Source organism: Desulfuromonas svalbardensis, assembly GCF_055389415.1.
Genome location: NZ_AP042416.1, coordinates 55,830 through 77,689, shown reverse-complemented (window position 1 = coordinate 77,689; position 21,860 = coordinate 55,830). Strand labels below are relative to the sequence as shown.

Sequence of the window (21,860 nt, the reverse complement as noted above, 5' to 3'; positions counted from 1 at the left end):
TCGGTTATTCGCCCCATTGCAAGGAGCACCCATTATGGGACTATCATTACAAGAGCAACTACTTAAAGCTGGACTTGTGAATCAAAAGCAGGTCAAAAAAGCACAACACGATCAAAGGGTTCAAAAGAAAAAGGGTAAAAATGGGGCACAGTTAAACTCAGGTGACGCCAAAGAACGGCTAAAGAAGCAGCGGGCGCAACAGGCCGAACATGATCGGCAATTAAATCGTCAGCGCTTGGAGCAGGAGCAACAAAAAGAGAATCATGCTGCGGCGCGACAATTGATCCAAAAAAATCGCACCAAAATTGAGCCAGGCGAGGTTCCTTTTCATTATGTCACTGGTGGCGGACAAATTGAGCGACTTTATGTTACTCAGGATATTGCCGATCAACTTGGAACTGGGGTGTTAGGTGTGGCGGTCAACTCAGGTGAGAATGTTCTGGTCTCTGCCGATACAATCGCAAAAGTACTTCAACGTGATGAAAGTTTGATTGTTGCATTCAACGACCCTAGTGAGATCGATGACGACTATCCTTCAGAATGGTGATGTGTTGTGATGGTTTAGTGATGAAATAGAAAAAGGCTAGCTGATGATCAGCTAGCCTTTTTTATTTTTATGGTGCGCGATGCAAGATTCGAACCTGCGACCTTTGGCTTCGGAGGCCAATGCTCTATCCAGCTGAGCTAATCGCGCATGACTTAGGTGTATAACTTAGAACTGGGTGAAAAGCAACTGCAAACTTGGGTGTTATGTCGTGCGACTAATCGAGGTCAGTCAGTGCTTTGTCCAGTTGCTTTTTTTTGATTTTTTCTAAAAGTGTTGTTCGTTTCAAGTTGAGCAGTTCAGCAGCTTCCTTCTTGTTTCCACCTGCTTGAACCAATGCTTGTAGGATGAGACGATCTTCAAACTCACTGACACGCGAATTGAAATCTGTAGCACCACTTTCATTTATTAATCCCGCGGTCGTCTCTTCCTTTTGATGATACAAATACTTTTCAGGAAGATCTTTAGGGTGGACAATCTCTCCCATATGAAGAATGGAGAATCTTTGGACTAAGTTTTCAAGTTCCCGTACATTGCCCGGCCAGGGATAACGTGTGAGATATATCAGCGTTTGATCTGAATACGTGAATACATTTCGCCTTTTATTGGTGCAAAAACGTTGAGTGAACGTATCAAGTAATAGACTGATATCGCCACCACGCTGACGAAGTGGTGGAATGTGCAACGGAATGACATTTAAGCGATAGTAAAGGTCTTCTCGAAACGTCCCTTTGGCGACCGCTTCATCTAGGTTACGGTGTGTGGCTGCAACGATGCGCACATCGACTTTAATGCTCCTAACGCTGCCAACTGGTTCAAACTCTTTCTCTTGTATTACACGCAAAAGCTTGGCCTGTAACGAGGGCTTCATATCCCCAATTTCATCAAGAAAAAGGGTGCCTCCATGGGCGTGTTGAATGCGCCCTTTTTTGTTGTTTATTGCACCAGTAAATGCCCCTTTTTCGTAGCCAAAAAGCTCACTTTCAAGGAGTTCCTCAGGGATTGCTGCACAGTTGAGGGGGACAAAGTTGTTTTGTTGCCTTGGACTGTGGGTATGCAGTGCTTTAGCGACAAGCTCTTTACCTGTACCGCTCTCACCTTGGATGAGAATCGTGCTATCGCCATCATCACCTAGACGTTGAATCAGGTTAAATAATTGGCACATTGATTCTGATTGGCCGATAATATTTAGAAATCCGTTTTCACGGTGTGCTTGTGGTGTGGCAAGTTCTTGAGAAAGGTGTTGCTGAAGCGCACGTTGTGAAATTCGTGCAACCTCTAGTTGTGTGTAGGGAGCATGGAGAAAAAAGTGTGCGCCAGATTGAAGAATCGTTTTAGTCGAGATCGTAGTGTCTTCAGGAACGAGAAGAACAGAAACAATTGATGTTGATTTTCTGTTTAACTCGATGAAAAAATCTAGGTTTACATGTTCGTTTTGAGGAAGTTGGAAAAATAGTACAGAACACGGTCGTTGATCTAGAGCTTCGCGTGCTTGCTCAACGGTTGAAACCTCGATAATGTTTGTCGTGGTATCAATATTGAGATCGCTGGCAAACTTAGTTCTGGTTGCATCATTACTGTCGAACAAAAGGATGTGTGACACGGCTGCTTCCAGAAGTGAGGATTATGAGACAAATAATTTAGAAGTTCATTGTCTCTTGTTGCTGCACTAATGGCAAGTGGTTTTCAGGTTTGTTTTTGCTTTTTCGCAGATTTCATCATTTGTGGCAGGAGTAAGGATAATATCTGTCGCACCATAGCGAACGGCCTTGATGACATCAGATCGTGTCCATTGCGGTCCAGCAACAATAAGTGGCCGACCTTGGGGAAGTTCAGAGCGTATTTTGATGATGGTGGCAAACCCTTTTTCATTTACACCATCAATGATAAGGAATGCGCCTGTTACGCTGTATTGGCGGAGCTCGTTAAAATTCTCATTGCTACTTAGTTCGATTGTCTGGTGTTCTGTGGTGCTGAGGCTTTCGCTAAAGTGTCCTCGTATCGATTGGTCGTCACAGACCACTGCAACAATGGGTGGTAGTGGCTCTGCCGCTGTTTTTTCCGTTGGCACACTTTTCGTTGTTGCTGCTGTTTTGTTTGCCTCGCTTGGCGGTGTATCTTGCTCGGAGGTAGGTGTTCCCCATCCGGTTTCGGTAGGGCGAGCAACCATGTGCAATACATCGATTGGACAGATAAAGGATACTTCACTTAAATCTCTCGCATCGCAGCTTAGTGTTCCTGTTACGGCATAATATTCACCTGCAGGAAACGGTGTTGGATCTTCTACTTTAACTTTTGTTGGTGTGAAAAGTTCTTGTTCACCTTTTTTGAGGTGAAGCTTACGAGGGTACATCTCTTGAAAGTTTTGAACTAATCCACCACTGATGATGTTCGCAACTTCGCCAAAAGCATCCGCTTCATCTTCGCCATATTCGCCTGCTTTGATATGGTTGGCAATCTCTTCAGCGGGTAGCATGATCATTGTGCCAGCAAAGAAAATCGCATCTTTTAAATCGGTTAAAAAGTATGCGGTACCTTCACTGTCACCACTAATCAACATTTCTGTTGAGATTGTTTTTTTACCAGGCTTGGAAAAAAACTCTTTTTTGCTCGTGTAACGTCCAGTGAGCCCCTCGATTTCAAGCTCTAAGCCAAGCATGCCGCCAATCTCTTCGGCACATTGCGTCAAGGCCGCATTGATAACACGGTTTACGACCTCTTGTTCGACACGGTCCTCTTCCGGCTCTGGCTCCGGTTCAGTGACTTCATCTACAACAGCTTCTTCGTGATCGATTTGAGGGGAGGAGGTTTCTTGTTGAACTGCTGGCTCGACGTTCTCAGTCTCAGCGACGTGCTCTGCTGTCGTTTCTGCCCCGAGGATTCTTGCTGGAATGATGACCTCTAACTTATTCAGGTCAAATCCCTCAATTTTCATGCTACAGCAACTGTAAACGTATTCGTTAGGAGGGAAGGGGGTGTCGCTATTGGGGTCGATTTGGCTGGGAACAAAATCGGCAACTGTCGTACGTTTAAAATGGAGATTGTCAGGATACATGTCTAGAAAGACAGCGGTGTAAACTCCTGAAATAATATTAGCTACTTCGCCGTAAGCGTCAGCGGCTTCACCATCGAACGTTCTTAATTTACAATTTTCCTCAATTTGTTCTTGAGGAAGCATAATCAATGTGCCGCCTAGAATAACCGAATCTTTTAGATCACTAATGATGAATGCGTCACCACTTTGATCTCCAGAAACGACCATTGTCGACAGTACTGAGCGACCGCGACTTATTGCAAAAAGAGAGTCTTTGTTAAGGACTTCAAGGCAGTGGTCAGTTAACTCAATAGGCGCACCAAGAAGCGCACCAATCTCTTCTGAGAGTTGATCTAGTATTGTGTTGAAAACTTGTTCAACAACCGCTGATACTGCCACAATGTACCTACTTAGGCGCTTTTAGTTTAAGTTCAACGAGGAATTCACCTTCGTCAAGATAGAATGGCACGGTGGTCCACATCGCATCATCCATTCCACTTACACGATAAGAGCGGCCTGCTAAAATGGTTGGGACCGCTAAGTTGATCTCTATTCCCTGCTCAGTAAAGCCATCTTTAATGCCACCAAGAACCATATTGGCCATTTCGCCGATAGTGTCTTTTACGTCGGCATCGACTTCATCAACATCAATTCCAAGTAATGCACTTGTGATGGCGAAAGCAACATCCTCAGGGCAGTGGATGGTTAGCATCCCCTGAATCTCACCAGCAAAGCCAAGCATTCCAGAAATGCTGCTCTGAAAGCTATAAACTTTTTCTGAAAGAGTGATCCCAGGTGTTAATGGCATCATAAGCATGGTGTCAAAAAGTAACTGCGTGCTGTCGATAATTTGTTGTTGAAGGTCTAAGTTCACATACTACTCCAAAAAGGCAGGCTAATGTTGATATGTGGCAAATCTTAGCGTGTTGTGTTATTGACAGCCGTTTTTAATCTGTAATTCAACAAGGAATTTTCCTGCATCAATTGTGAAAGGAACAACAACCCATTCTGCATCAGCAACACAGTCCATGCTGTATTCGTCGCCGTGGATGCATGAAGGGATGGAGATTGTGACATCTTTTCCTGCGGCATCGAGCACCATTTTGATGTTGCCAGCTAACATGTTGGCAAGTTCACCGATGGCGTCAGTTACATCATCATCGACCTCTTCGACATCCATGCCAAGAAAGCTACTGGTGATTGCTTTAGCAACAGAGTCGGGTGTGTGGATAGCTAACATTCCTTGGCAGGTTCCAGCTAGGCCAATAACACCGGAAACTGAACATTTGAAACTTGTAACACTTTCAGCAAGAGGGTCACCAGCGGTGATGTCCAGCATGATCATTGTTTCAAAAATCTCTTTAGTCGCCTCTTTGATGTTTTCCAATAGATCCAAAATGAACCCTCCACTTTATATACTTGTAATTAGCGCATTAATTAAAAGGCTAATAGCTCTTACTGTGAACTCGTTAGCTCGAAATTAAGATGATCTTTGTCGTGTGAGATTGTGTTTCATCTTCGACGCAGCACTAGGCTGCGTCGAGAAAAAACTATCTACATAATACCGCTAATGACTTCATTGATTTTGTCAGGAGTAAATGGTTTTTTAATATTCCCCGCAGCGCCAAGCTCTTTTGCTTCACCAATAATATCGGCACCACCCTCAGTTGTAATCATGACAACTGGAATGTTTTTGATTCCGTCAATTTCTCTCTTTTGGCGAAGGAATTCGATTCCGTCCATATTTGGCATATTGATATCACTAAGGATAAGATCAACATTCTCCTTTTCAAGAAGATTCAGAGCTTCCTGACCGTCGCTAGCTTCAAGGATTTCATCAAAATCTAGGCCAGCTTGGCGTAGTGCTCGTGAAACAATTTTTCTCATTGTGCTTGAATCGTCAATGACAAGTACTCGTTTACCCATGGGGTTGGTTCCCTTCAAAGATGCTTTAGATTAGTTGTTTAATAATGTATTAAGGTTATCCATTTCAGCTGCTTTAATTTCAACAGAGAGAGGGAAGTCTTCGGCAATGTAATTAAATTTAAATTCCGAGGCACTTTCTTCATCGTCAGCAAGTTCAGGAATGCTGAGGGAAAAGTCAGATTCTGGTGGGAGAATCTCGGTCATGAATCGACCTGCCAGTGTGTTAAGGATTTCAGCAAGGAGATCATTGATGAGTTGATCACTTAATTCATCTCTGTCCATGGTATACATGGTTTCGGCAATCTGGTAAAGCAATTCCTTGGACACGTCTAAACGCATCTCTAAAAGTTCTGGTTCCGTGATTAGAAGGTTAACTCCGAGCATCTGTTGTTTAAGATTTAGTGCTTCCTTAGGCGTACATTCTTCGATGCTAATAAAGGCCATGTTCTCAAGTGTTTCTTCGAGAACAGTTGTGGTCTTTTGGTGGAGAAATGATGATAGTTCAGTCATGTTAACCATCCTCGTTGTTGATTAATGGTGCAAGTACGTCACTGAGCATTGCTGGATTAATGGGCTTGTTGAGGACAGCAAAGGCTCCCATTTCAAGAAGCTTGTCCGTTTTTGCCTGATTTCCAGCGCTTGTTATAATTAATACGGGTAGGTCAACCAACTTCGGGCTGGCTTTTACCCATTTCAACAGTGATTCGCCATCCATTATTGGCATATTTAAATCGCTAATAAGGAGGTCCGCGGGTTCTTGCTTGACCAGCTTTAGCCCTTCTTTGCCATTTTCTGCTTCAGCAAATTCGGCATCAGCGAGACCAATAATCTCAAGGCAGCGACAAATCATCATTCGTGCTGTACCCGAATCATCTGCTATTACGATGCGTTTCATTTGGTATCCTTCCTATGCGTCCGTCATGGCATTATGCATGGTGTTGAATGTTTCATTAACTTCAAGCATAACGAGTGCCAGTTGTTCTGATGTTAGGTCAATAAAGTTAGTGTAGTTTTGGTCTAAATGGTATTGCAATGAATCTGAAGATTGACTGCCACACATCATGGCGACAATGCAGCCAAGGTGGACAGCGTAAACAAGATGTTGATATTCAGGCGGTGCATCAGCTGGGCTATGGTGATAACGGATCGCACATTGTAGCGACTCTGGCAGCTCCCAGTTTTTCGCCAGTTCATATCCCGCTTCAGTGTGATCGATGCCAAGAAGTTCTCTTTCTCCAGCAAGGTAGTCCGTGACTTCGTTGCCATCGATACCAGCCAAAACTTCATTCGCAGTTTGTTGCAAGAAATCAGATAGAACCGCTTTCCCAACCGCATGTAGAATTCCTGCTGTAAATGCTAGGTCTGGGCTAAGTGGCTGTTTCGATTGCTTTGCAATCTCTCTTGAAGCGATGGCTGTTCTAAGGTCATGGTTCCATAATTCACTTTTGGGGCCATCGTAGCCTTCTAGTTCCTTATGGAAAAGGGCAGATGCGCTATCGCCAAGGGCTATCCCCGCAACCATTCTCTCGCCAAGGTAACCAACTGCACGCTCAATGGTTGTTACTTCATGGACTAGGCCGTAGGCAACAGAGTTGACTATTTTCAGTACCCGAGCTGTGAGCGCCGCATCACATTTTACAATATCAACGACTTCACTGATGTCGTGGTCAGAGCTTGCTGAAAGTTGTAGCAGCTGTGAGGCGCTAGGTGAAAGCAGTGGCACCTCTTTAATTGCTGCGATAATCTCTTCTTTGCTGGCTCGTTGTTTCATCGTGATCCCTCTTTTGCTAAAGTTTCCAGTCGCTACGACCAGGTGACGAGAGTGTGATTTCTCCTGTTGTAACGGAAACCGAAACAGTACGACTGTAGGTGGCTCCGAGGTCTTCAGCAACGGGACCGAGGGCGTACTTCCAAAGCGTTTTCTTTACAGCTAATGCGTTGCGTTTGCCGATATTAAATGTGTTGTTGGGATCCATGATTTTGGCCCCCCCTGCGAGTTTAACAATAAATCCGCGACCACGCGGGTCACAACCCATCCCCGCCATTTGCTTTAAAAGTGCTGGAATGCCGGTATCTGCAAAGTATCCAGGGCGAGTCTTGACCTTGTCTGGATTTATTTTCGACTCAGGTAGTGCAACGTGAACCATACCAACAGTGCGAGTTTTTGGGCACATCAGCACAACTGCAACGCATGATCCTAGGGCAAAAGTTTTAACAATGTCTGCTTGGTCTTTGGATGCCCCAAATTCTCCAACACCCAATATCAAGTTGCTCATAGGGTTTATTTTCCTGTTAGCAGTGAGATAACATTAGAAGCGATGTTGTCGATAGGGACCAGTTTTTCAGCCCCACCCTTTTCAAAGGCAACTTTTGGCATGCCAAAAACAACCGATGTTGCCTCATCTTGCGCAATATTTCGAGCGCCAGCTTTGTGCATGGCTAGCATCCCTTCTGATCCATCAGAACCCATCCCTGTGAGCATTACACCCACGGCGTTTCGTCCTACTTGTTTTGCTGCTGAATTCATGATTACATCAACGGATGGGCAGTGGCCACTTACTTTTTCGCCAGCATAGCATTTTACTTGGTATATCCCGCCGGAGCGAACAATTTCCATCTGCATCGCTCCTGGCGCGACAAGTATCCTTCCTTGTCGTATCCTGTCTCCCGTCTCAGCTTCTTTCACTTCCATTGAGCAGAGTTGATTGAGGCGCTCAGAAAACATTTTGGTGAAACCAGGGGGCATATGTTGCACAATAACCACTCCAGGTGCGTTTGATGGAAATTTGGTAATTACTTTTTTTATTGCTTCAGTTCCACCTGTGGAGGCGCCGATTACAATAACCTTGTCAGTTGATTCGTCCAACGCTTGATTAACTGTGGCGCTTGGTGCGCTACGTCGGCTGATCGGTTTATTCTTCCAGTGCGAAACATTGGCGTTCGAAGCAATTTTAACCTTCGCACGCAGTGCCATAAGCATAGCGTTAAGTCCCTGAGCAACATTGGTGGTCGGCTTGGTTACGAAATCAACCGCACCGGCTTCAAGTGCTTCCATCGTGATTTGCTTCCCTTTTTGCGTCAAGGAGCTCACCATTACGATTGGAATAGGGAACTGAGGCATAAGTTTGCGCAAAAACGCGACACCGTCCATACGGGGCATTTCGACGTCTAGCGTTAACACGTCAGGCTTCAGCTGAACAATTTTATCTCGGGCAATATAGGGATCAGCAGCCGTTCCGACAACAATAATATTTGGATCAAGCGAAAGTCCATTGCTTAGGATCTGACGGACAAGAGCTGAATCATCAACAACAAGTACGCGAATCTGTTTTGCCATTATGCGTTTCCTTTCTGATATGCAGCAGGCATTAGGTACTTGAAGAATTCGCTATCGCGTCCAAGGGTTTCAGAGTGCCCAATGAAAAAATAGCCTTCAGAATCCATGCTTGCATTAAATCTTTGAACAAGGGCATTGCGTGTTTTTAGGTCAAAATAGATCATCACGTTTCGGCAAAAAACAATTTGGAACGGTTTCTTAAATGGAAACGTTTTGTTCATGAGATTGAAACGCCGAAATGTAACTTCGTTGCGGATCTTGTCACACACCTGCATTTGACCATTTGGCAACTTAGTGAAATATTTTCGTTGTAACGTTTCTGGTAATGATGCGACCTTGTCGGCACCGTAGATTCCGAGTCGAGCTTTTGATAATACTTGTTCGGAAATGTCAGTGGCCAAAATTCCAGCATCCCAACTACCGTACTGAGCTCCTAAATATTCATGCATTAACATAAGTAACGTATAGGGTTCTTCACCGGTTGAGCAGCCAGCGCACCAAACACGGATGTCCTTGCGGTTCTGTTTTTTTAATTGTTCACAGATCGCAGGGAGTGCTGTTTTTTGAAAATAATCAAAGTGGTCTTTTTCGCGATTGAAATATGTATAATTAGTTGAAACCAAGTCAATTAAGTCACTGGCCGCCTTACCGCTGGTGTCCGTTTTTAAATAATCATAGTAGTTATGAAATGTTCCGAGCTGTTTATCGCGGATCAGTTTTTGTAAGCGACCAACAAGCAAAGACCGCTTTTCTTCCGTTAAGTTAATTCCAAAACGATCATAAATCAATTGACGCAATGAATTAAATTCTTGGTCAGAGATGGGCATCATCGTTGAGTTGTGTGTTTCTGTGGTTGGCATGGATTCTCCCAAGTGACCTTTACTTTCTCTCAACAAGATTACCGACATCTAGGATCAGGCTAACATCGCCGTTACCAAGGATTGTGCAACCAGAACAACCGCGAACATTGCCAACGTACTCAGATAGTCCTTTGATGACCGTTTGTTGTTGGCCAAGAATCTCATCTACCATGAGGCAGATACTGCGATCTTGGTACTCAAGAACAATGAGGATCCCATCCTCAAGTTTCGAATGGTCTGGCTGCACGTCAAGCATCTCGTGGAGGCGGACAACGGGGAAGAAGTTTTCGCGAACGCGCACGAGCTCTTCAGAGTCTGGAGTAATTGTTAGTGCTTCTGGTTGGGGACGGAAAGCCTCTTTTATCGATAAAATTGGTACGATACAACGCGCATCACCGACACGAACAAGCATACCATCAATAATAGCAAGGGTGAGTGGGATGCGAAGTTTGATCGTCGTTCCTTGTCCTGGAACGCTGTTGACGTCAACTTTCCCTTTAATTTTCTCAAGATTCTGTTTAACGACATCCATGCCAACACCGCGGCCAGAAATATCTGTTATTTTCTCTGCTGTTGAGAAGCCTGGCTGGAAAATCATATTGTATATCACACGGTCGCTCAGGTCCGAGCCGTCACCTTCAATTAAACCGTTTTTGATCGCCTTCTCAAGAATTTTTTCTTTATTGAGTCCTCGTCCGTCATCTTTAAGCGTGATCCACACTTCACCCTCTTCGTGGCACGCATCTAGTTGGACCGTCCCTGTCTCACTTTTTCCTGCTGCAAGGCGTTCTTCTGGGGGCTCAAGCCCGTGATCCATTGAGTTTCTTAAAATATGAACAAGTGGGTCGGTAATGGTTTCGACCACTGTTTTATCAACTTCTGTTGCTTCGCCGGTGAGTTTTAAGTCAACTTGTTTACCCGATTTTACCGATAGGTCATGAACCAGACGGATCATGCGGCGGAAGAGTCCAGAAACGGGAACCATGCGGATGATCATCGCCATCTCTTGGAGTTCACGTACGAGTTTTCCCATCTGTTGTGCGGCTTTGTTGAAGCTTTCAAGCTCGAGGCCGTCAAGGTCGGGATTGTGAATCAGCATATTTTCAGCAATCACCAGTTCACCGATGAGATTGATCAAGTTGTCAAGTTTGTCGAGGTCAACACGAATATCTTGCTTCTTAACTGCTTTAGCTTTTGCTTTTGGTTTTGCTTTTGGAGCGGGCGTTGGTGGTTGCTTTTTGATTTCGCTCTGAGAAGAGAGTGCTTGGTCTACTTGCTCGGCAGAAGCCTTGCCCATGTCGACCAGGACATCACCGAGGGGTTTCTTTTGTTGTGCAAGAGCTTCATTGACACACTCTTGGCTGACGACCCCTTTTTCAACTAATACCTCGCCGATCTTAGGCGCAGGAAGGGCTTTAAGTGCCTCAACATGAGTATCAAGATCAGCGATCTGGTCCTTGCCGTCTGAACTGAGGCAAGCGACACCCTCTTTAAGAGCATCGACAGCTTGAAGCAGGGTGTCGAATGGGTTTTCTGTTGCAAAGGAGCCACCACTCTTAACAATGTCAAGAACGTTTTCAATTTGATGACTGAGGGCTTCAAGGTTTCCGTAGCCAAAAAAGCCACTATTTCCTTTGAAGCTATGGATGCTGCGGAAGATGACTGGGACATATTCAGGGCTGGCGGGCTCTTTCTCCCAAGAAAGAAGACCTTGTTCTGAGGCTTCGAGGAGTTCGTCACCTTCTTGAATAAAGCGTTCGACCATGTCACCGGTAATTTCAAGCATGAAATCATCGGTTGTTTTTGGTTCGACTGCTTCAGGATCTTCAGTGGCATCCGGTGCAGTGATCTCTTCTTCCGGTGCAACTGTTTGGACGATCTCATCGCTTGTTTCACTGGCAACAGGAGCTTCCATGGCAGTGTGGAACTTTGCTGCCATCGTGATACTTTCCTCGGCGAGAGCTTCATCGTTAAAACTCTCATCAACACAGTCAAGCGCCTCTTTCATGAAATCGCAGGATTCACATAGGAGCGTAACGTGTTCAGGAAGGAGAACTATTTTGTCAGACCGAACCATGTCGAGCAGACTTTCTGCTGCGTGAGCAACGCCTGTTACGTTGTTGAACTCGAGAAATCCAGCGCTGCCTTTCATGGAGTGGAAGAGTCGAAATACCGCGTTGATGGTTTCGTTGTCAGTGTTCTGTCCAAGCTCAATGATCGTGGGTTCAAGTTGCTCGATCATGTCGCGACTCTCTTGTGAAAACTCTTGGATAATCTCTATTTGATCACTGCTTAGCTCGTCAGTCATGGCTTCTTTGACTCTCCGTGGAAAGGGGTACAAAAATTAATAGCAGATTTTGTGTTTGAAATTTTTTATGTTCTCGAAAGCAAATTTGCCGGAAATTTGAAATGAAATTCTTGTTCCAATGTTGCTTCAATTTTAATGTTGCATTTGAGTATAGTGTAAAACGCAAAAATTCTGAACTTGTTTTTCACTTATTTGACTGTCAAATAAATGACTTTGTTTGGTTTTTACTTTAGCTGGATTGACTTTTTAGTGTGGTTATCTGTGGTGATGCACTGTTGCCGCGCCTGTGGCGGGCGCTGAAGGTGTGGCTCGTTTATTGCATTGTAACAAATATTACTTGGGTTGTTTCTGGTGTGAAACGTGGCTGTGTGATGCGGTCAAGAAAACCCTCAGTCTGTTAATTAAGAAAATTGGGTTGGAGTGTAGGTTTGAGCATTAAGACAATTCTTGTGATTCTGTTACAGCTCGGATTGATCTGCATTGCGTCCCCTTTTGCCGTTTGGGGGCAGGAAAAGTATGTACTGCTCTCGGTGGAAAAGCATGATGAAGTAAATGTCAGCCGTTTGTCTCTACAGTTTAATCGATTGCCAGAATTTCAAGTAAAGACATCGGGACAGCGACTTGAGGTGGTTTTGCCCGAGACGCACGTTTCACCACAATTGTTATTGCCTGCAGAGGATGAGCGACTTGTTCGTGTTCTGATCGGTCAATCTCAAAACAAAATGTTGCTTTCGTTTTTATTGCGGCGGCCACCCTATTTTGTCAATAGCGTCAAAGATATTCAGGATCGCCGTTTGGTGATTGATTTGCACTGGAAAGACTCACAGCGTGGTACTCGACCTGCCATCTCGCGCAGCGTTCCAGGGCAAACAGCAGTTCAGGGCGGCGGGGGAATCTCTGGCCGTGCCATTAATTCAAAATATCGTGGAGACTGGCTACGATTTTTTGCCGAATATGAACGGCCTGTTTCGCTTAGCGCACCAATTAAGTATACGTTAGCACCTTTCCCGTGTCTTTCCTTAGTTGATGATGTGTCAGATGTTTTGCCTTTAGATGTTGCGGCCTTGGCAGATCAAGGTGAGTGGGACGGCGCGATTACTGCGCTAGAGTACGTTGGACTAGAGGCGGAACGAGGCGATGCTCCGTTACGAATGATGTTGGTTAAGGCTGATCTATATCAGCGAGCAGGAAATGATAGAAAAGCGCGACGGTTTTTAGATAAAATAACGTCTCTGCTTAACGAGCAGCAACAACAACTTGCCGCCTGTGTATCGTTGCAGCGATTGTATCTTGCGATCAATCAAGCGAGCAGTCCCTTTGAGCTATTAGCTGAATTAACGTTGGCCGCTGATCAACGCTACCCGATTGAGATGCAGAAATATATTGACCTGTTTCAGGCTGAAGTACTGATCTCGGCTGGTGATGTAAGACAGACTTTACCTATCCTTGAAGGGGCATTAATTGAGGGAGTGGGGGAGTTGGAACCCCTCTATCGTCAGCGCTTAGCTGATGTGGCTTATTTGCGAGGTAACTACAAGGGGGCAATTAACCAATATTCCCCACTTGTTGATCAGCTATGTGGACAGCCGTTTTCGTTAGCAGGCTATACAACAAGTCTTTATAAAGATAAGCAGTATGGTGCCACGATTGAAATGGCAAAAAAATTGCTCGAAATTTTAGAAGACGCAGATCATCGTGACTTGGTTCGATATTTAATGGGACTTGCTTTGATACATCGCGGTGATGGTGGCGCTGGTTACGATTTATTTCACCAGATTCTTCCTGGGACAATAGGCTCGATTTTAGCCCAAGCAAAAATTGCTGATCTGAGCATTCAGGCCGATGATTTTTTTAGTCGGCGGAGGTCTTTGAGTGACTTTGAAGCGCTGATCGATGTTATGCCAACTCGCAGCGGCCGTGCAGAAATGCAGTTTAAACATGCGGTTGCAATGTATCTCATGGGGTACAGGATGGCCGCGATCGAAGAGCTGCAGCACTTTCTCAGATCGGATCGAATGACTGATCTTGTGCCACATGCTCAGGCTTTGTTGGTTGAGATTTTGCCAGGGGTAATACACGGACTCGTTGATGAAGGAAAACACTTCAAGGCCTTAGTTTTAGTTGAGCAAAATAGGGATCTTTTAGTTGCGAGTCAGAAAAATTTTCTATTTCTTGTCGAATTAGGGCAAGTCTTTTCGAAACTTGAATTTTCAGAACGAGCGGTTCGTTTGTATTTGTACCTGCTCGATGTTACTGCTGTTGGTGAACGCCAAGAGCAAGTTTATGCGCCATTGCTGGAATCGTTGACCCAGCAACAAGAGTTTCAACGTGTTATTGAATACGCAGGTCGATATGGTGCACTTTATCCTCAAGGTGCAAGTCGAGCTAAGGTGTTTTTGTTGAAAGTGCAAGCCTTGCAGGATTTAGACAGAGGTGATGAGGTTCGGCAGCTGTTAAGTGATTCGCAGCGACCTCAATCTGATGAAATTAATCGACTTGCTGCTAAACTTGATTGGCAAAACAACTCCATCCGGTCTGCAGAAGAAAATATTGCACGAGTTGTTGGAGATGATGTCACGCAGGCTGAGAGTGCAGACGTGTTATTTCAGGCAGAGATCATGTTCAGTCAGGGTAAATTAAATAGTGCTTTGAGTCGTTATCAACACCTGAAGTCGCTACCTGAATACGCTGAGCAAGCTCAGTATCGCGAAGCAACTATTTTGCTAAAGCAAGGGTTTAAAAAGCGAGGGTTAAATCTTTTGGTGCAACTGGTCGAAAATAGTAATGATGGACAGTGGCGGATCTTGGCACAGGAAACTCTTCAAATAGAACGCTTTAACCGTTGAAAGGATGACTCATGTTAGGCAATGGTTTTGTAGATAAAACGGCTTTACTGCTAAAGAAGTCACTTGATTTGCGCATGCAAAATCAACAAGTGATTGCTAGTAATGTTGCCAATGCACAGACTCCTGGTTATAAAGCGCAGCGACTTGAGTTTGAAGGGGCATTGCGTCAAGCAGTTGAAGGCCGGGGACAGGATGTTGCGGTGACTCACCCGCGACATATTTCGTCTCATGGTGGATCTATTGCCCGCGTTGAGGCAACCGTGTCAGAAGTTAGTGGCGGCGGTGGTCTTGGTGATGGAAATACCGTGAGTGTCGACCAGGAGATGATTCTTTTGGCTCAAAATCAAATCATGTATGAGGCTTCGGCTCAGCTTCTAAGTAAGAAGATGAGTATTATAAAATACGTTGTTCAAGGCAATTAAGGGGGGCATGTAGATGGGAATTTTCACGTCATTGAATATTAGTGCTTCGGCCCTACAGGCCCAGCGAACGCGGCTTGATACGATTAGTTCAAATATGGCAAATGCTGAAACAACACGCACCCCTGAGGGTGGACCGTATCGACGTAAAATGGTGGTGTTCGAGACTCAACAAATGTCATTTGCTGACCACTTGTCAAGTCGCTCCAATAAAGCGATCAATGGAGTGAGGGTCGGTCGGATTGCTGTCGATCAGCGAGATCCAAAGTTGGTTTACGATCCACAACATCCAGATGCTGATGATCGAGGCTACGTAGCGATGCCTGATATCGATATTCTAAAAGAAACCACCGATATGATGATGGCAACGCGCGCCTATGAAGCAAATATTACCACCATTAAATCAGCCAAGCGGATGGCATTAAAAGCGCTGGAAATTGGGAAGTAGAAAGGGGTAGTCTATGTCTGATATTTCAATAGATAGTCATCTGAAATCAATGATGCCATCGTTAGGTCAACCACAGTCTCAAACGGAAACTACCTTTGGTGACATGTTGACGCAGGCCATTTCAGAAACGAATGAAGCTCAACTTAACGCCGATCAAGCCGCTACAGACTTGAGCACAGGGCGTTCTGATAACCTCCATGAGGTGATGTTGGCAATGGAAGAAGCGGATATCTCAATGCGAATGTTAGTTCAGATGAGAAATAAAGTTGTTGATGCATACCAAGAAATCATTCGAATGCAGGTGTGATGTGTGTTCGGTTGGCTTTGTTGTGATTAGAGCAAGTTATAGTGTGTACAGGCGGGGATAAGGGGAGCCATGGCTGAGTTAGATAAAGGAAATATTTTTGCCGTATTGAGTGGTTGGCCGCTGTCGCGAAAAATCAGTCTTGCAGCGGTAGCCCTTTTTTCGTTGACCTTGTTTGCACTGATTATTTTGCAGGCACGACAGTCTGATTACCAGTTGTTGTTTGCAAATTTGCCTCAGGGCGATGCTTCATCAATCGTTGTCTGGTTAAAAGATAAAAAGATCCCTTATGAAATAGAAGGCGGCGGCAGTAGCATCTATGTCCCCGCTGATAAGGTGTATGAAACACGCCTAGAGCTTGCCGGGTCAGGCCTTCCTCAAGGTGGTGGTGTCGGTTTTGAAATCTTCGATAAACAGAGTCTTGGAATTACTGATTTTGTACAAAAGGTAAATTATTTGCGGGCGATGCAGGGGGAACTTTCTCGTACGATTGCATCACTGTCACCTGTTGCTGCGGCACGGGTTCATCTTGCTTTACCGCAAAAGAGATTATTTAAGAGTCAGCAACAGGCTGTTACAGCATCTGTAATTGTTAAAATGGTGGCTGGGACAAATTTAAGAGATTCACAGGTGCAGGGGATTGTAAATCTTGTTGCTGGAAGCGTTGAAGGCCTAGAACCTGAATACGTAACGGTTGTCAACTCCTCTGGTAAAGTTCTGTCTAAGCGAGCAGAGCAGGGGTTAAGTGGACCCATGACACCTGGAATGCTCGAGTACCAACAAGCTGTCGAGCGACAAATGGAAAGTCGTGCTCAGGAGATGCTCGATCGGGCACTTGGCATCTCTAATTCCTTGGTCAAAGTCACCGCAGTCCTTGATTTTTCACAAGTTGAAAAGTTGGAGGAGTTATATGATCCAAAAAGTGCAGTGCCAAGAAGTGAGCAAATTCAAGAACAAAAAGATTCTAGTGGTAGTTCCGTTGGCGGTGTCCCAGGTGTGCAATCAAACCTCGAAGGTGGTAATGCCGTTGGTGGCGGAGGCTCAAGTGGCAGTAGCAACAATGCTGAAACGACAAATTATGAAATTAGCAAAGTTGTTAATCGCACCGTTGCCTCTGTTGGAAGTATTCAGCATCTTTCAGTATCTGTTCTTGTTTCCGATGTTGTCTCTGAAGTGGCAGATGGTGAAGAAGGTGAGACGAAATTGCAGCCTCGTTCAGAACAAGAACTGCGGACGATTGAGAAGATGGTGCAAAGTGCTTTGGGTATTGATGTTTCGCGAGGCGATCAACTTAATGTCGTATCGATGCCCTTTGCCGATGAATTTTATACAAAACCTGTCGTAGTTGAGCCCTCAATGAGTGACAATATTTATTCATATTTACCTCTGGTTAAGTATGCTGCGGGAACATTAGGAGCGTTGTTCTTCTATTTTATGATGGTGCGGCCAACTTTGAAAACATTGCAATCTGAATCAACAGTGCAACATTTTAAAACTGTTAAGGAGCTTGAGGCTGAAATGGCATCAGGGAAAAGTGCTCCTGTGCAGCTCGATCCAACAGAACAAATGAGACAAAATATTTTAAAGGCTGAAAATTCACCTTCACAAGTGATTCGGACTTGGATGACGGATGAAAAGTAACGGTTTGATGTAGGAGTATTTGCGTGGAAGTAATGCAATTAAATAGAATGTCGGGTCACGAGAAGGCTGCAGTGTTGTTGCTGTGTCTCGGTGAGGCTGCAACCTCTGCTGTGTTCGCTGAATTAAGTGATGAAGAAGTCCGTACCCTAACGCGGATCATGATGACCGTTGAACACATCCCGTCTGAACTTGCCAATGATATTATGGCTGAATTCCAAAATGATCAAAAGAGAAACCCTGGGATGTATATTAAAAGTGAAGAGTTCGTTCGTAATGCCATCACAGGAACTGGTGGCGAAAAGTCAGAAATATTATTGCAAGAGATCATGAGTGGCAATGAAACTAGGCCGCTTGAAACCATTGCAACCATGCAGCCACGAATGGTTGCGAGTCTTCTGGAAAATGAACACCCGCAGACTTTGGCTTTGATTTTGTCGACACAACGCTCAGAGCATACGGGTAAGGTATTAAAGTTTTTATCCGATGAGGTCGCTGGCGATGTGATGTATCGCATTGCAAAAATCGATAAAGTTATGCCAGAAGTCATTGCTCAAATAGAGGAAGCATTGCGCCGTGAAATTGGAGGCGTTAGCAAAAAAGAGCAACAGGACGTTGGCGGTGTGGATAAAGTTGTGGATATCCTCGGTCGTGTCGAAAAAGGTTCTGATCGGATGATTGTCGATAGCATTGAGTCCGTAGATCCTGAGCTTGCTGAATCCATTCGCAAGAAGATGTTTACCTTTAGCGACCTGGTTAACATTGATGGCCGCGCGATGCAGATGATTCTACGTGAAATCAACAACGATACCCTAACGCTATCATTGAAAACGGCACCTGACGATCTTAAGAATTTGATTTTCGGCAATATCTCAAATCGAGCTGCCGAGATGATAAAAGAAGACCTCGAAGCGATGGGGCCAGTACGATTGTCCGATGTTGAAGCGATGCAGCAAACTATCGTCAAGTTGGCACTGAAACTTGAAGAAGAGGGGCAGATCGTTATTCCAGGACGTGGTGCAGGTGATGAGCTTGTCTAAAATTATTCGAAATGCTGACGAACTTGCTTATCGTCGTGTGACGATGACTGAACTTGGTACTGTCACACAGGCCAAATCGGGTAGTTTTGTCGTTTTGGATTCGAACCTCATTGAACAATCTATTGTTGAGTCTGCAACTTCCTCGAATGAATCTATTGCTGTTGAAATTGATGAATTGAAACAGCAACACCTCCTAGAGCTTGACGCTAAATTTGAGGAGGGTAAACTGAGTGGGGTTGCTGAAGCAGAGAAAACTTTCTCTGATGTGACTCAATCCTTCGCTTCAGCCTGTGATGAAATATCTAAATTAAAAGAAAAAATGCTAGAACGTAGTCAGTCCGATATGCTGAGACTCGTCCTTGCCATTGCTGAGCGCGTGGTTCAAGCTAATATTGAAATTGATACTGAAGTCGTAACTCGAACCGTTAAGCAGGCGATACTTTTGGCTGTGAGTGCCGAGGAGTTCCACATTAGGGTCAATCCTGAAGACCTTCAGGTTGTCAATGAACATAAGCCCTTATTCATCGCTAGCTTAAGTGGTTTAAGTAATATTGAGTTTGTACCAGATCAGACGATTATTCGTGGAGGGTGTATACTTGAGTCACCGTTAGGTCGAGTTGATGCAACCCTAGAGGCTCAAATGGAAGCGATATCGACGTGCCTCCATGAGGCGATCAAGGGGGAGTGATGTCAAACCTCGAAGGTCTAGTTCGATCCTGTAACACTGTTAAGGTCTGGGGTAAGGTCACTAAGATTGTTGGTTTGGTTGTTGAGGGCTATTGTCCTGCCGCTTCCGTTGGTACCCTGTGTGAAATCACACCATTGTCTCAATCTGGCCCAGTCTTGGCTGAAGTTGTTGGATTTAGAGACGGTTTAGCGCTATTGATGCCATTGGGTGAGCTTCGAGGGCTAGGTCCTGGTAGCCTTATTCGTGTCATACGTAGTAGTGCAACGATGGGTGTTGGTGATGCGTTACTCGGCCGAGTTGTTGATGCAATGGGCAACCCAATTGATGGATTACCGCAACCAGTTTTTGAAAAAGAGATGCCCGTTTATGCTTTGCCACCTGGGCCGATGGAGCGAAGCAAGATTTGCCAACCGCTCGACTTAGGGGTACGCGCCATTAATGGTTTGCTAACCTGTGGTCAGGGCCAACGCCTGGGGATCATGGCGGGCTCAGGTGTTGGTAAAAGTGTTCTTCTTGGCACGATGGCCAAGCATTCACGTTCAGATATCAACGTTATCGCATTAATTGGTGAGCGTGGACGTGAGGTGCGTGAATTTATTGAGCGTGATCTAGGTGAAGAAGGTCTCGCTCGCTCGGTTGTTCTTGTCGCAACCTCTGATCAATCTCCATTGTTGCGAATGCGCGGTGCTTTTGTTGCGACCACATTAGCAGAATATTTTTGTCAACAAGGACATAATGTTCTGTTGATGATGGACTCTGTTACCCGTTTTGCCATGGCGATGCGTGAAGTAGGGTTGGCAATTGGTGAACCGCCGACGACAAAAGGCTATACACCATCTGTTTTTGCAACACTGCCAAAATTACTTGAACGAGCAGGTAGCTTTAAAAAACAAGGGAGTATTACTGGGCTTTATACGGTTCTTGTTGAAGGTGATGATATGAACGAGCCGATTGCTGACTCGGTTCGATCTATCCTTGATGGTCATATTGTTTTGTCACGTGATCTTGCTGCAAAGAATCATTACCCGTGCATTGATATTCTCCATTCGTCCAGTCGTGTCATGCGCGATATTGTTGAACCTGATCATACCGAAAGTGCGGCCAAGATTCGCGAGATTTTAGCGACTCACAAAGAAGCAGAAGATTTGATTAATATTGGTGCTTATGTTGCGGGCAGTAATCCTAAGATTGATTACGCAATCTCACGCATTGATGCAGTTAATGAGTTCTTATGCCAAGGGATGGAAGAAAGAGATACTTTGGCAGGAACAACTGAGGCTATGACAGGGCTGGTTTTAGATCGTCGCGCAGAACATCGAAAATAATGTAAGTTCCCACACTGTCATCTCTCCCCCCCCCCTTTTTTTCGTATCAACTGCTTTTTTTTAATTGCGGAATGTCTTAACGATTTACTCCAATGCGCCGAAAAGAACAGTGCGTTCAATTTATTCATCATTAAAAACATATATAATTGCAAGTTATTTGAAGGGGAGCGATGAAGTCATTTAAACTTCAAGTGGTTTTGGAGCATCGACAACGTTTAGAGGATCAGGCTCGTCAAGCTTTAGCTGAAGCAATACAGTACGAACAGGGAACTATCTGTAAGTTAACCGCTGAAACGGCAGGGCTTGCAGAGTTATGTTGTGAGTATGAAGAGCGACAGATTGTTGGCATTCAAAGTCATGAATTTATGCTGTATGAAAACAGGATTGAGCACATGCGGCAAGTTTTGATTGATTTAGATCAACAGCTCGGTATTGCACGGGAGTTGGTTTTAGAGTGTCGGAAAAAATTAGGCGACGCCAGTCGAGAAAAAAAATTGATGGAAAAGCTAAAAGAGAAAAAACTTCTAGAAGTAAAAAAAGAACTTCATCGCAAAGAGATGGCACAGATTGATGAAGTTGCAATTATGTTTAGAAAAGAGGATGGCCGATGAAATTTAATATGAAGTATGCCTTCTTGCTCTTGATAGCTCTGATTGCGTTCGTTACAACTCAAGGTATTGCTGAGGATAGTCTCCTAATGGATGAAGGGGTGCAGTCTTTAGAGCTCGATATTGAGACTGTTGAAGAGCGTCGCTTGATTGTCCAATTACGTGAAAAAAAACAAAAAAATGAGGAGGAAGCTCAAGCATTAAAAAAGGAACGAAATGAGCTAAACCTCCTTCGTGTTGAAGTCGATAAGAAACTAGACGAGTTGCAGCGATTAAGGAAAGAGATTCAAGGTTTGCTCGCAGAAAAAGACGCCATTGAGTTGGCTAAGGTTCAAGAGTTAAGCCAAATGTACAATAAGATTGATCCCGCTAGGGCTGCACAAATTATAAGGTCATTGGAACGTGAGTTGGCAATTGGAATTCTTGGTGGTATGAAATCAAAAAGTGCCGGAAAAGTTCTTGCAAATATAGGTGGCGAAGAAGCCGCAGAATTAAGTACAGCGTATTCAACACTACGTGAAGATTAAGTTTTAAG

The 21,860-nt window shown here is 44.6% G+C and carries 23 protein-coding genes and 1 tRNA gene; 11 read left to right on the top strand and 13 right to left on the bottom strand.

The annotated features are described in order from the left end of the window. Positions 1-34 precede the first annotated feature (34 nt). Positions 35-547, top strand: coding sequence for a DUF2058 domain-containing protein (locus tag ACZ5KY_RS00420; RefSeq protein ID WP_464241934.1), 513 nt, complete (start codon positions 35-37; stop codon positions 545-547). 70 nt (positions 548-617) lie between these two features. On the opposite strand, the gene ACZ5KY_RS00415 is transcribed toward ACZ5KY_RS00420, so the two are convergent. From ACZ5KY_RS00415 to ACZ5KY_RS00355, 13 genes are all read right to left on the bottom strand, one after another. Beyond that, a tRNA-Arg gene (locus ACZ5KY_RS00415) sits at positions 618-694 on the bottom strand. A gap of 67 nt (positions 695-761) precedes the next feature. After that, complete coding sequence (locus ACZ5KY_RS00410) at positions 762-2,147, bottom strand: sigma-54 interaction domain-containing protein (protein ID WP_464241933.1); 1,386 nt, start codon at positions 2,145-2,147, stop codon at positions 762-764. Positions 2,148-2,213: 66 nt separating this feature from the next. Then, positions 2,214-3,977: a hypothetical protein gene (locus ACZ5KY_RS00405; protein ID WP_464241932.1), complete on the bottom strand. Its 1,764-nt coding sequence runs from the start codon at positions 3,975-3,977 to the stop codon at positions 2,214-2,216. 7 nt (positions 3,978-3,984) lie between these two features. Then, positions 3,985-4,452 (bottom strand): chemotaxis protein CheX, encoded by a 468-nt coding sequence (locus ACZ5KY_RS00400; protein WP_464241931.1) that lies wholly within the window; start codon positions 4,450-4,452, stop codon positions 3,985-3,987. A gap of 57 nt (positions 4,453-4,509) precedes the next feature. Further along, positions 4,510-4,974, bottom strand: a complete 465-nt coding sequence (locus ACZ5KY_RS00395) for a chemotaxis protein CheX (RefSeq protein ID WP_464241930.1) — start codon at positions 4,972-4,974, stop codon at positions 4,510-4,512. A 158-nt stretch (positions 4,975-5,132) separates the two neighbouring features. Beyond that, positions 5,133-5,504, bottom strand: coding sequence for a response regulator (locus ACZ5KY_RS00390; RefSeq protein ID WP_464241929.1), 372 nt, complete (start codon positions 5,502-5,504; stop codon positions 5,133-5,135). Positions 5,505-5,534: 30 nt separating this feature from the next. Beyond that, entirely contained in the window at positions 5,535-6,014 is a 480-nt protein-coding gene (locus tag ACZ5KY_RS00385) for a chemotaxis protein CheX (protein ID WP_464241928.1), read from the bottom strand. A gap of 1 nt (position 6,015) precedes the next feature. Next, positions 6,016-6,399 carry a response regulator gene (locus ACZ5KY_RS00380; protein ID WP_464241927.1) on the bottom strand — a complete coding sequence of 128 codons (384 nt, stop codon included), beginning with the start codon at positions 6,397-6,399 and terminating at the stop codon, positions 6,016-6,018. A 12-nt stretch (positions 6,400-6,411) separates the two neighbouring features. After that, the gene (locus ACZ5KY_RS00375) at positions 6,412-7,275 is read right to left on the bottom strand and encodes an HDOD domain-containing protein (protein WP_464241926.1); all 864 of its coding nucleotides are present in this window, start codon (positions 7,273-7,275) and stop codon (positions 6,412-6,414) included. A gap of 16 nt (positions 7,276-7,291) precedes the next feature. After that, positions 7,292-7,780, bottom strand: coding sequence for a chemotaxis protein CheD (locus ACZ5KY_RS00370; protein WP_464241925.1), 489 nt, complete (start codon positions 7,778-7,780; stop codon positions 7,292-7,294). Positions 7,781-7,785: 5 nt separating this feature from the next. After that, a complete protein-coding gene (locus ACZ5KY_RS00365) occupies positions 7,786-8,841 on the bottom strand; it encodes a protein-glutamate methylesterase/protein-glutamine glutaminase (protein ID WP_464241924.1) in 1,056 nt (351 codons plus the stop codon). Then, on the bottom strand, positions 8,841-9,701 hold the full coding sequence (locus ACZ5KY_RS00360) for a CheR family methyltransferase (RefSeq protein WP_464241923.1): 861 nt from the start codon (positions 9,699-9,701) through the stop codon (positions 8,841-8,843). Before ACZ5KY_RS00360 ends, ACZ5KY_RS00365 begins: the two co-directional genes overlap by 1 nt. A 19-nt stretch (positions 9,702-9,720) precedes the next feature. Next, a complete protein-coding gene (locus tag ACZ5KY_RS00355; RefSeq protein ID WP_464241922.1) occupies positions 9,721-12,009 on the bottom strand; it encodes a chemotaxis protein CheA in 2,289 nt (762 codons plus the stop codon). 428 nt (positions 12,010-12,437) lie between these two features. Between ACZ5KY_RS00355 and ACZ5KY_RS00350 the strand changes: the two genes are divergently transcribed. From ACZ5KY_RS00350 to ACZ5KY_RS00305, 10 genes are all read left to right on the top strand, one after another. Beyond that, on the top strand, positions 12,438-14,855 hold the full coding sequence (locus ACZ5KY_RS00350; RefSeq protein WP_464241921.1) for a tetratricopeptide repeat protein: 2,418 nt from the start codon (positions 12,438-12,440) through the stop codon (positions 14,853-14,855). Positions 14,856-14,866: 11 nt separating this feature from the next. Continuing rightward, entirely contained in the window at positions 14,867-15,277 is a 411-nt protein-coding gene (flgB, locus tag ACZ5KY_RS00345; RefSeq protein WP_464241920.1) for a flagellar basal body rod protein FlgB, read from the top strand. A 13-nt stretch (positions 15,278-15,290) separates the two neighbouring features. After that, positions 15,291-15,722 carry a flagellar basal body rod protein FlgC gene (gene flgC / locus ACZ5KY_RS00340; RefSeq protein ID WP_464241919.1) on the top strand — a complete coding sequence of 144 codons (432 nt, stop codon included), beginning with the start codon at positions 15,291-15,293 and terminating at the stop codon, positions 15,720-15,722. 13 nt (positions 15,723-15,735) lie between these two features. Next, positions 15,736-16,029, top strand: coding sequence for a flagellar hook-basal body complex protein FliE (gene fliE / locus ACZ5KY_RS00335; protein WP_464241918.1), 294 nt, complete (start codon positions 15,736-15,738; stop codon positions 16,027-16,029). A 69-nt stretch (positions 16,030-16,098) separates the two neighbouring features. Next, on the top strand, positions 16,099-17,667 hold the full coding sequence (gene fliF, locus ACZ5KY_RS00330; RefSeq protein WP_464241917.1) for a flagellar basal-body MS-ring/collar protein FliF: 1,569 nt from the start codon (positions 16,099-16,101) through the stop codon (positions 17,665-17,667). A gap of 32 nt (positions 17,668-17,699) precedes the next feature. Beyond that, a complete protein-coding gene (gene fliG / locus ACZ5KY_RS00325; RefSeq protein WP_464244602.1) occupies positions 17,700-18,704 on the top strand; it encodes a flagellar motor switch protein FliG in 1,005 nt (334 codons plus the stop codon). Further along, a complete protein-coding gene (locus tag ACZ5KY_RS00320) occupies positions 18,697-19,392 on the top strand; it encodes a FliH/SctL family protein (protein ID WP_464241916.1) in 696 nt (231 codons plus the stop codon). Before fliG ends, ACZ5KY_RS00320 begins: the two co-directional genes overlap by 8 nt. Beyond that, positions 19,392-20,717: a FliI/YscN family ATPase gene (locus ACZ5KY_RS00315; RefSeq protein WP_464241915.1), complete on the top strand. Its 1,326-nt coding sequence runs from the start codon at positions 19,392-19,394 to the stop codon at positions 20,715-20,717. Before ACZ5KY_RS00320 ends, ACZ5KY_RS00315 begins: the two co-directional genes overlap by 1 nt. 170 nt (positions 20,718-20,887) lie before the next feature. Then, positions 20,888-21,328, top strand: a complete 441-nt coding sequence (gene fliJ, locus ACZ5KY_RS00310) for a flagellar export protein FliJ (protein ID WP_464241914.1) — start codon at positions 20,888-20,890, stop codon at positions 21,326-21,328. Continuing rightward, positions 21,325-21,852 carry a MotE family protein gene (locus tag ACZ5KY_RS00305; protein WP_464241913.1) on the top strand — a complete coding sequence of 176 codons (528 nt, stop codon included), beginning with the start codon at positions 21,325-21,327 and terminating at the stop codon, positions 21,850-21,852. Before fliJ ends, ACZ5KY_RS00305 begins: the two co-directional genes overlap by 4 nt. Positions 21,853-21,860: the final 8 nt, after the last annotated feature.

Excerpts from the sequence above, each read along its gene's own strand:
- ACZ5KY_RS00420 (WP_464241934.1), top strand. The coding sequence starts at position 35 with ATGGGACTATCATTACAAGAGCAACTACTTAAAGCTGGACTTGTGAAT.
- ACZ5KY_RS00390 (WP_464241929.1), bottom strand. The coding sequence starts at position 5,504 with ATGGGTAAACGAGTACTTGTCATTGACGATTCAAGCACAATGAGAAAA.
- fliJ (WP_464241914.1), top strand. The coding sequence starts at position 20,888 with ATGAAGTCATTTAAACTTCAAGTGGTTTTGGAGCATCGACAACGTTTA.
- ACZ5KY_RS00375 (WP_464241926.1), bottom strand. The coding sequence starts at position 7,275 with ATGAAACAACGAGCCAGCAAAGAAGAGATTATCGCAGCAATTAAAGAG.
- ACZ5KY_RS00370 (WP_464241925.1), bottom strand. The coding sequence starts at position 7,780 with ATGAGCAACTTGATATTGGGTGTTGGAGAATTTGGGGCATCCAAAGAC.
- fliE (WP_464241918.1), top strand. The coding sequence starts at position 15,736 with ATGTCTGATATTTCAATAGATAGTCATCTGAAATCAATGATGCCATCG.
- fliF (WP_464241917.1), top strand. The coding sequence starts at position 16,099 with ATGGCTGAGTTAGATAAAGGAAATATTTTTGCCGTATTGAGTGGTTGG.
- ACZ5KY_RS00385 (WP_464241928.1), bottom strand. The coding sequence starts at position 6,014 with ATGACTGAACTATCATCATTTCTCCACCAAAAGACCACAACTGTTCTC.
- ACZ5KY_RS00360 (WP_464241923.1), bottom strand. The coding sequence starts at position 9,701 with ATGCCAACCACAGAAACACACAACTCAACGATGATGCCCATCTCTGAC.
- ACZ5KY_RS00380 (WP_464241927.1), bottom strand. The coding sequence starts at position 6,399 with ATGAAACGCATCGTAATAGCAGATGATTCGGGTACAGCACGAATGATG.
- ACZ5KY_RS00305 (WP_464241913.1), top strand. The coding sequence starts at position 21,325 with ATGAAATTTAATATGAAGTATGCCTTCTTGCTCTTGATAGCTCTGATT.
- flgB (WP_464241920.1), top strand. The coding sequence starts at position 14,867 with ATGTTAGGCAATGGTTTTGTAGATAAAACGGCTTTACTGCTAAAGAAG.
- ACZ5KY_RS00315 (WP_464241915.1), top strand. The coding sequence starts at position 19,392 with ATGTCAAACCTCGAAGGTCTAGTTCGATCCTGTAACACTGTTAAGGTC.
- flgC (WP_464241919.1), top strand. The coding sequence starts at position 15,291 with ATGGGAATTTTCACGTCATTGAATATTAGTGCTTCGGCCCTACAGGCC.
- ACZ5KY_RS00365 (WP_464241924.1), bottom strand. The coding sequence starts at position 8,841 with ATGGCAAAACAGATTCGCGTACTTGTTGTTGATGATTCAGCTCTTGTC.
- fliG (WP_464244602.1), top strand. The coding sequence starts at position 17,700 with ATGCAATTAAATAGAATGTCGGGTCACGAGAAGGCTGCAGTGTTGTTG.
- ACZ5KY_RS00355 (WP_464241922.1), bottom strand. The coding sequence starts at position 12,009 with ATGACTGACGAGCTAAGCAGTGATCAAATAGAGATTATCCAAGAGTTT.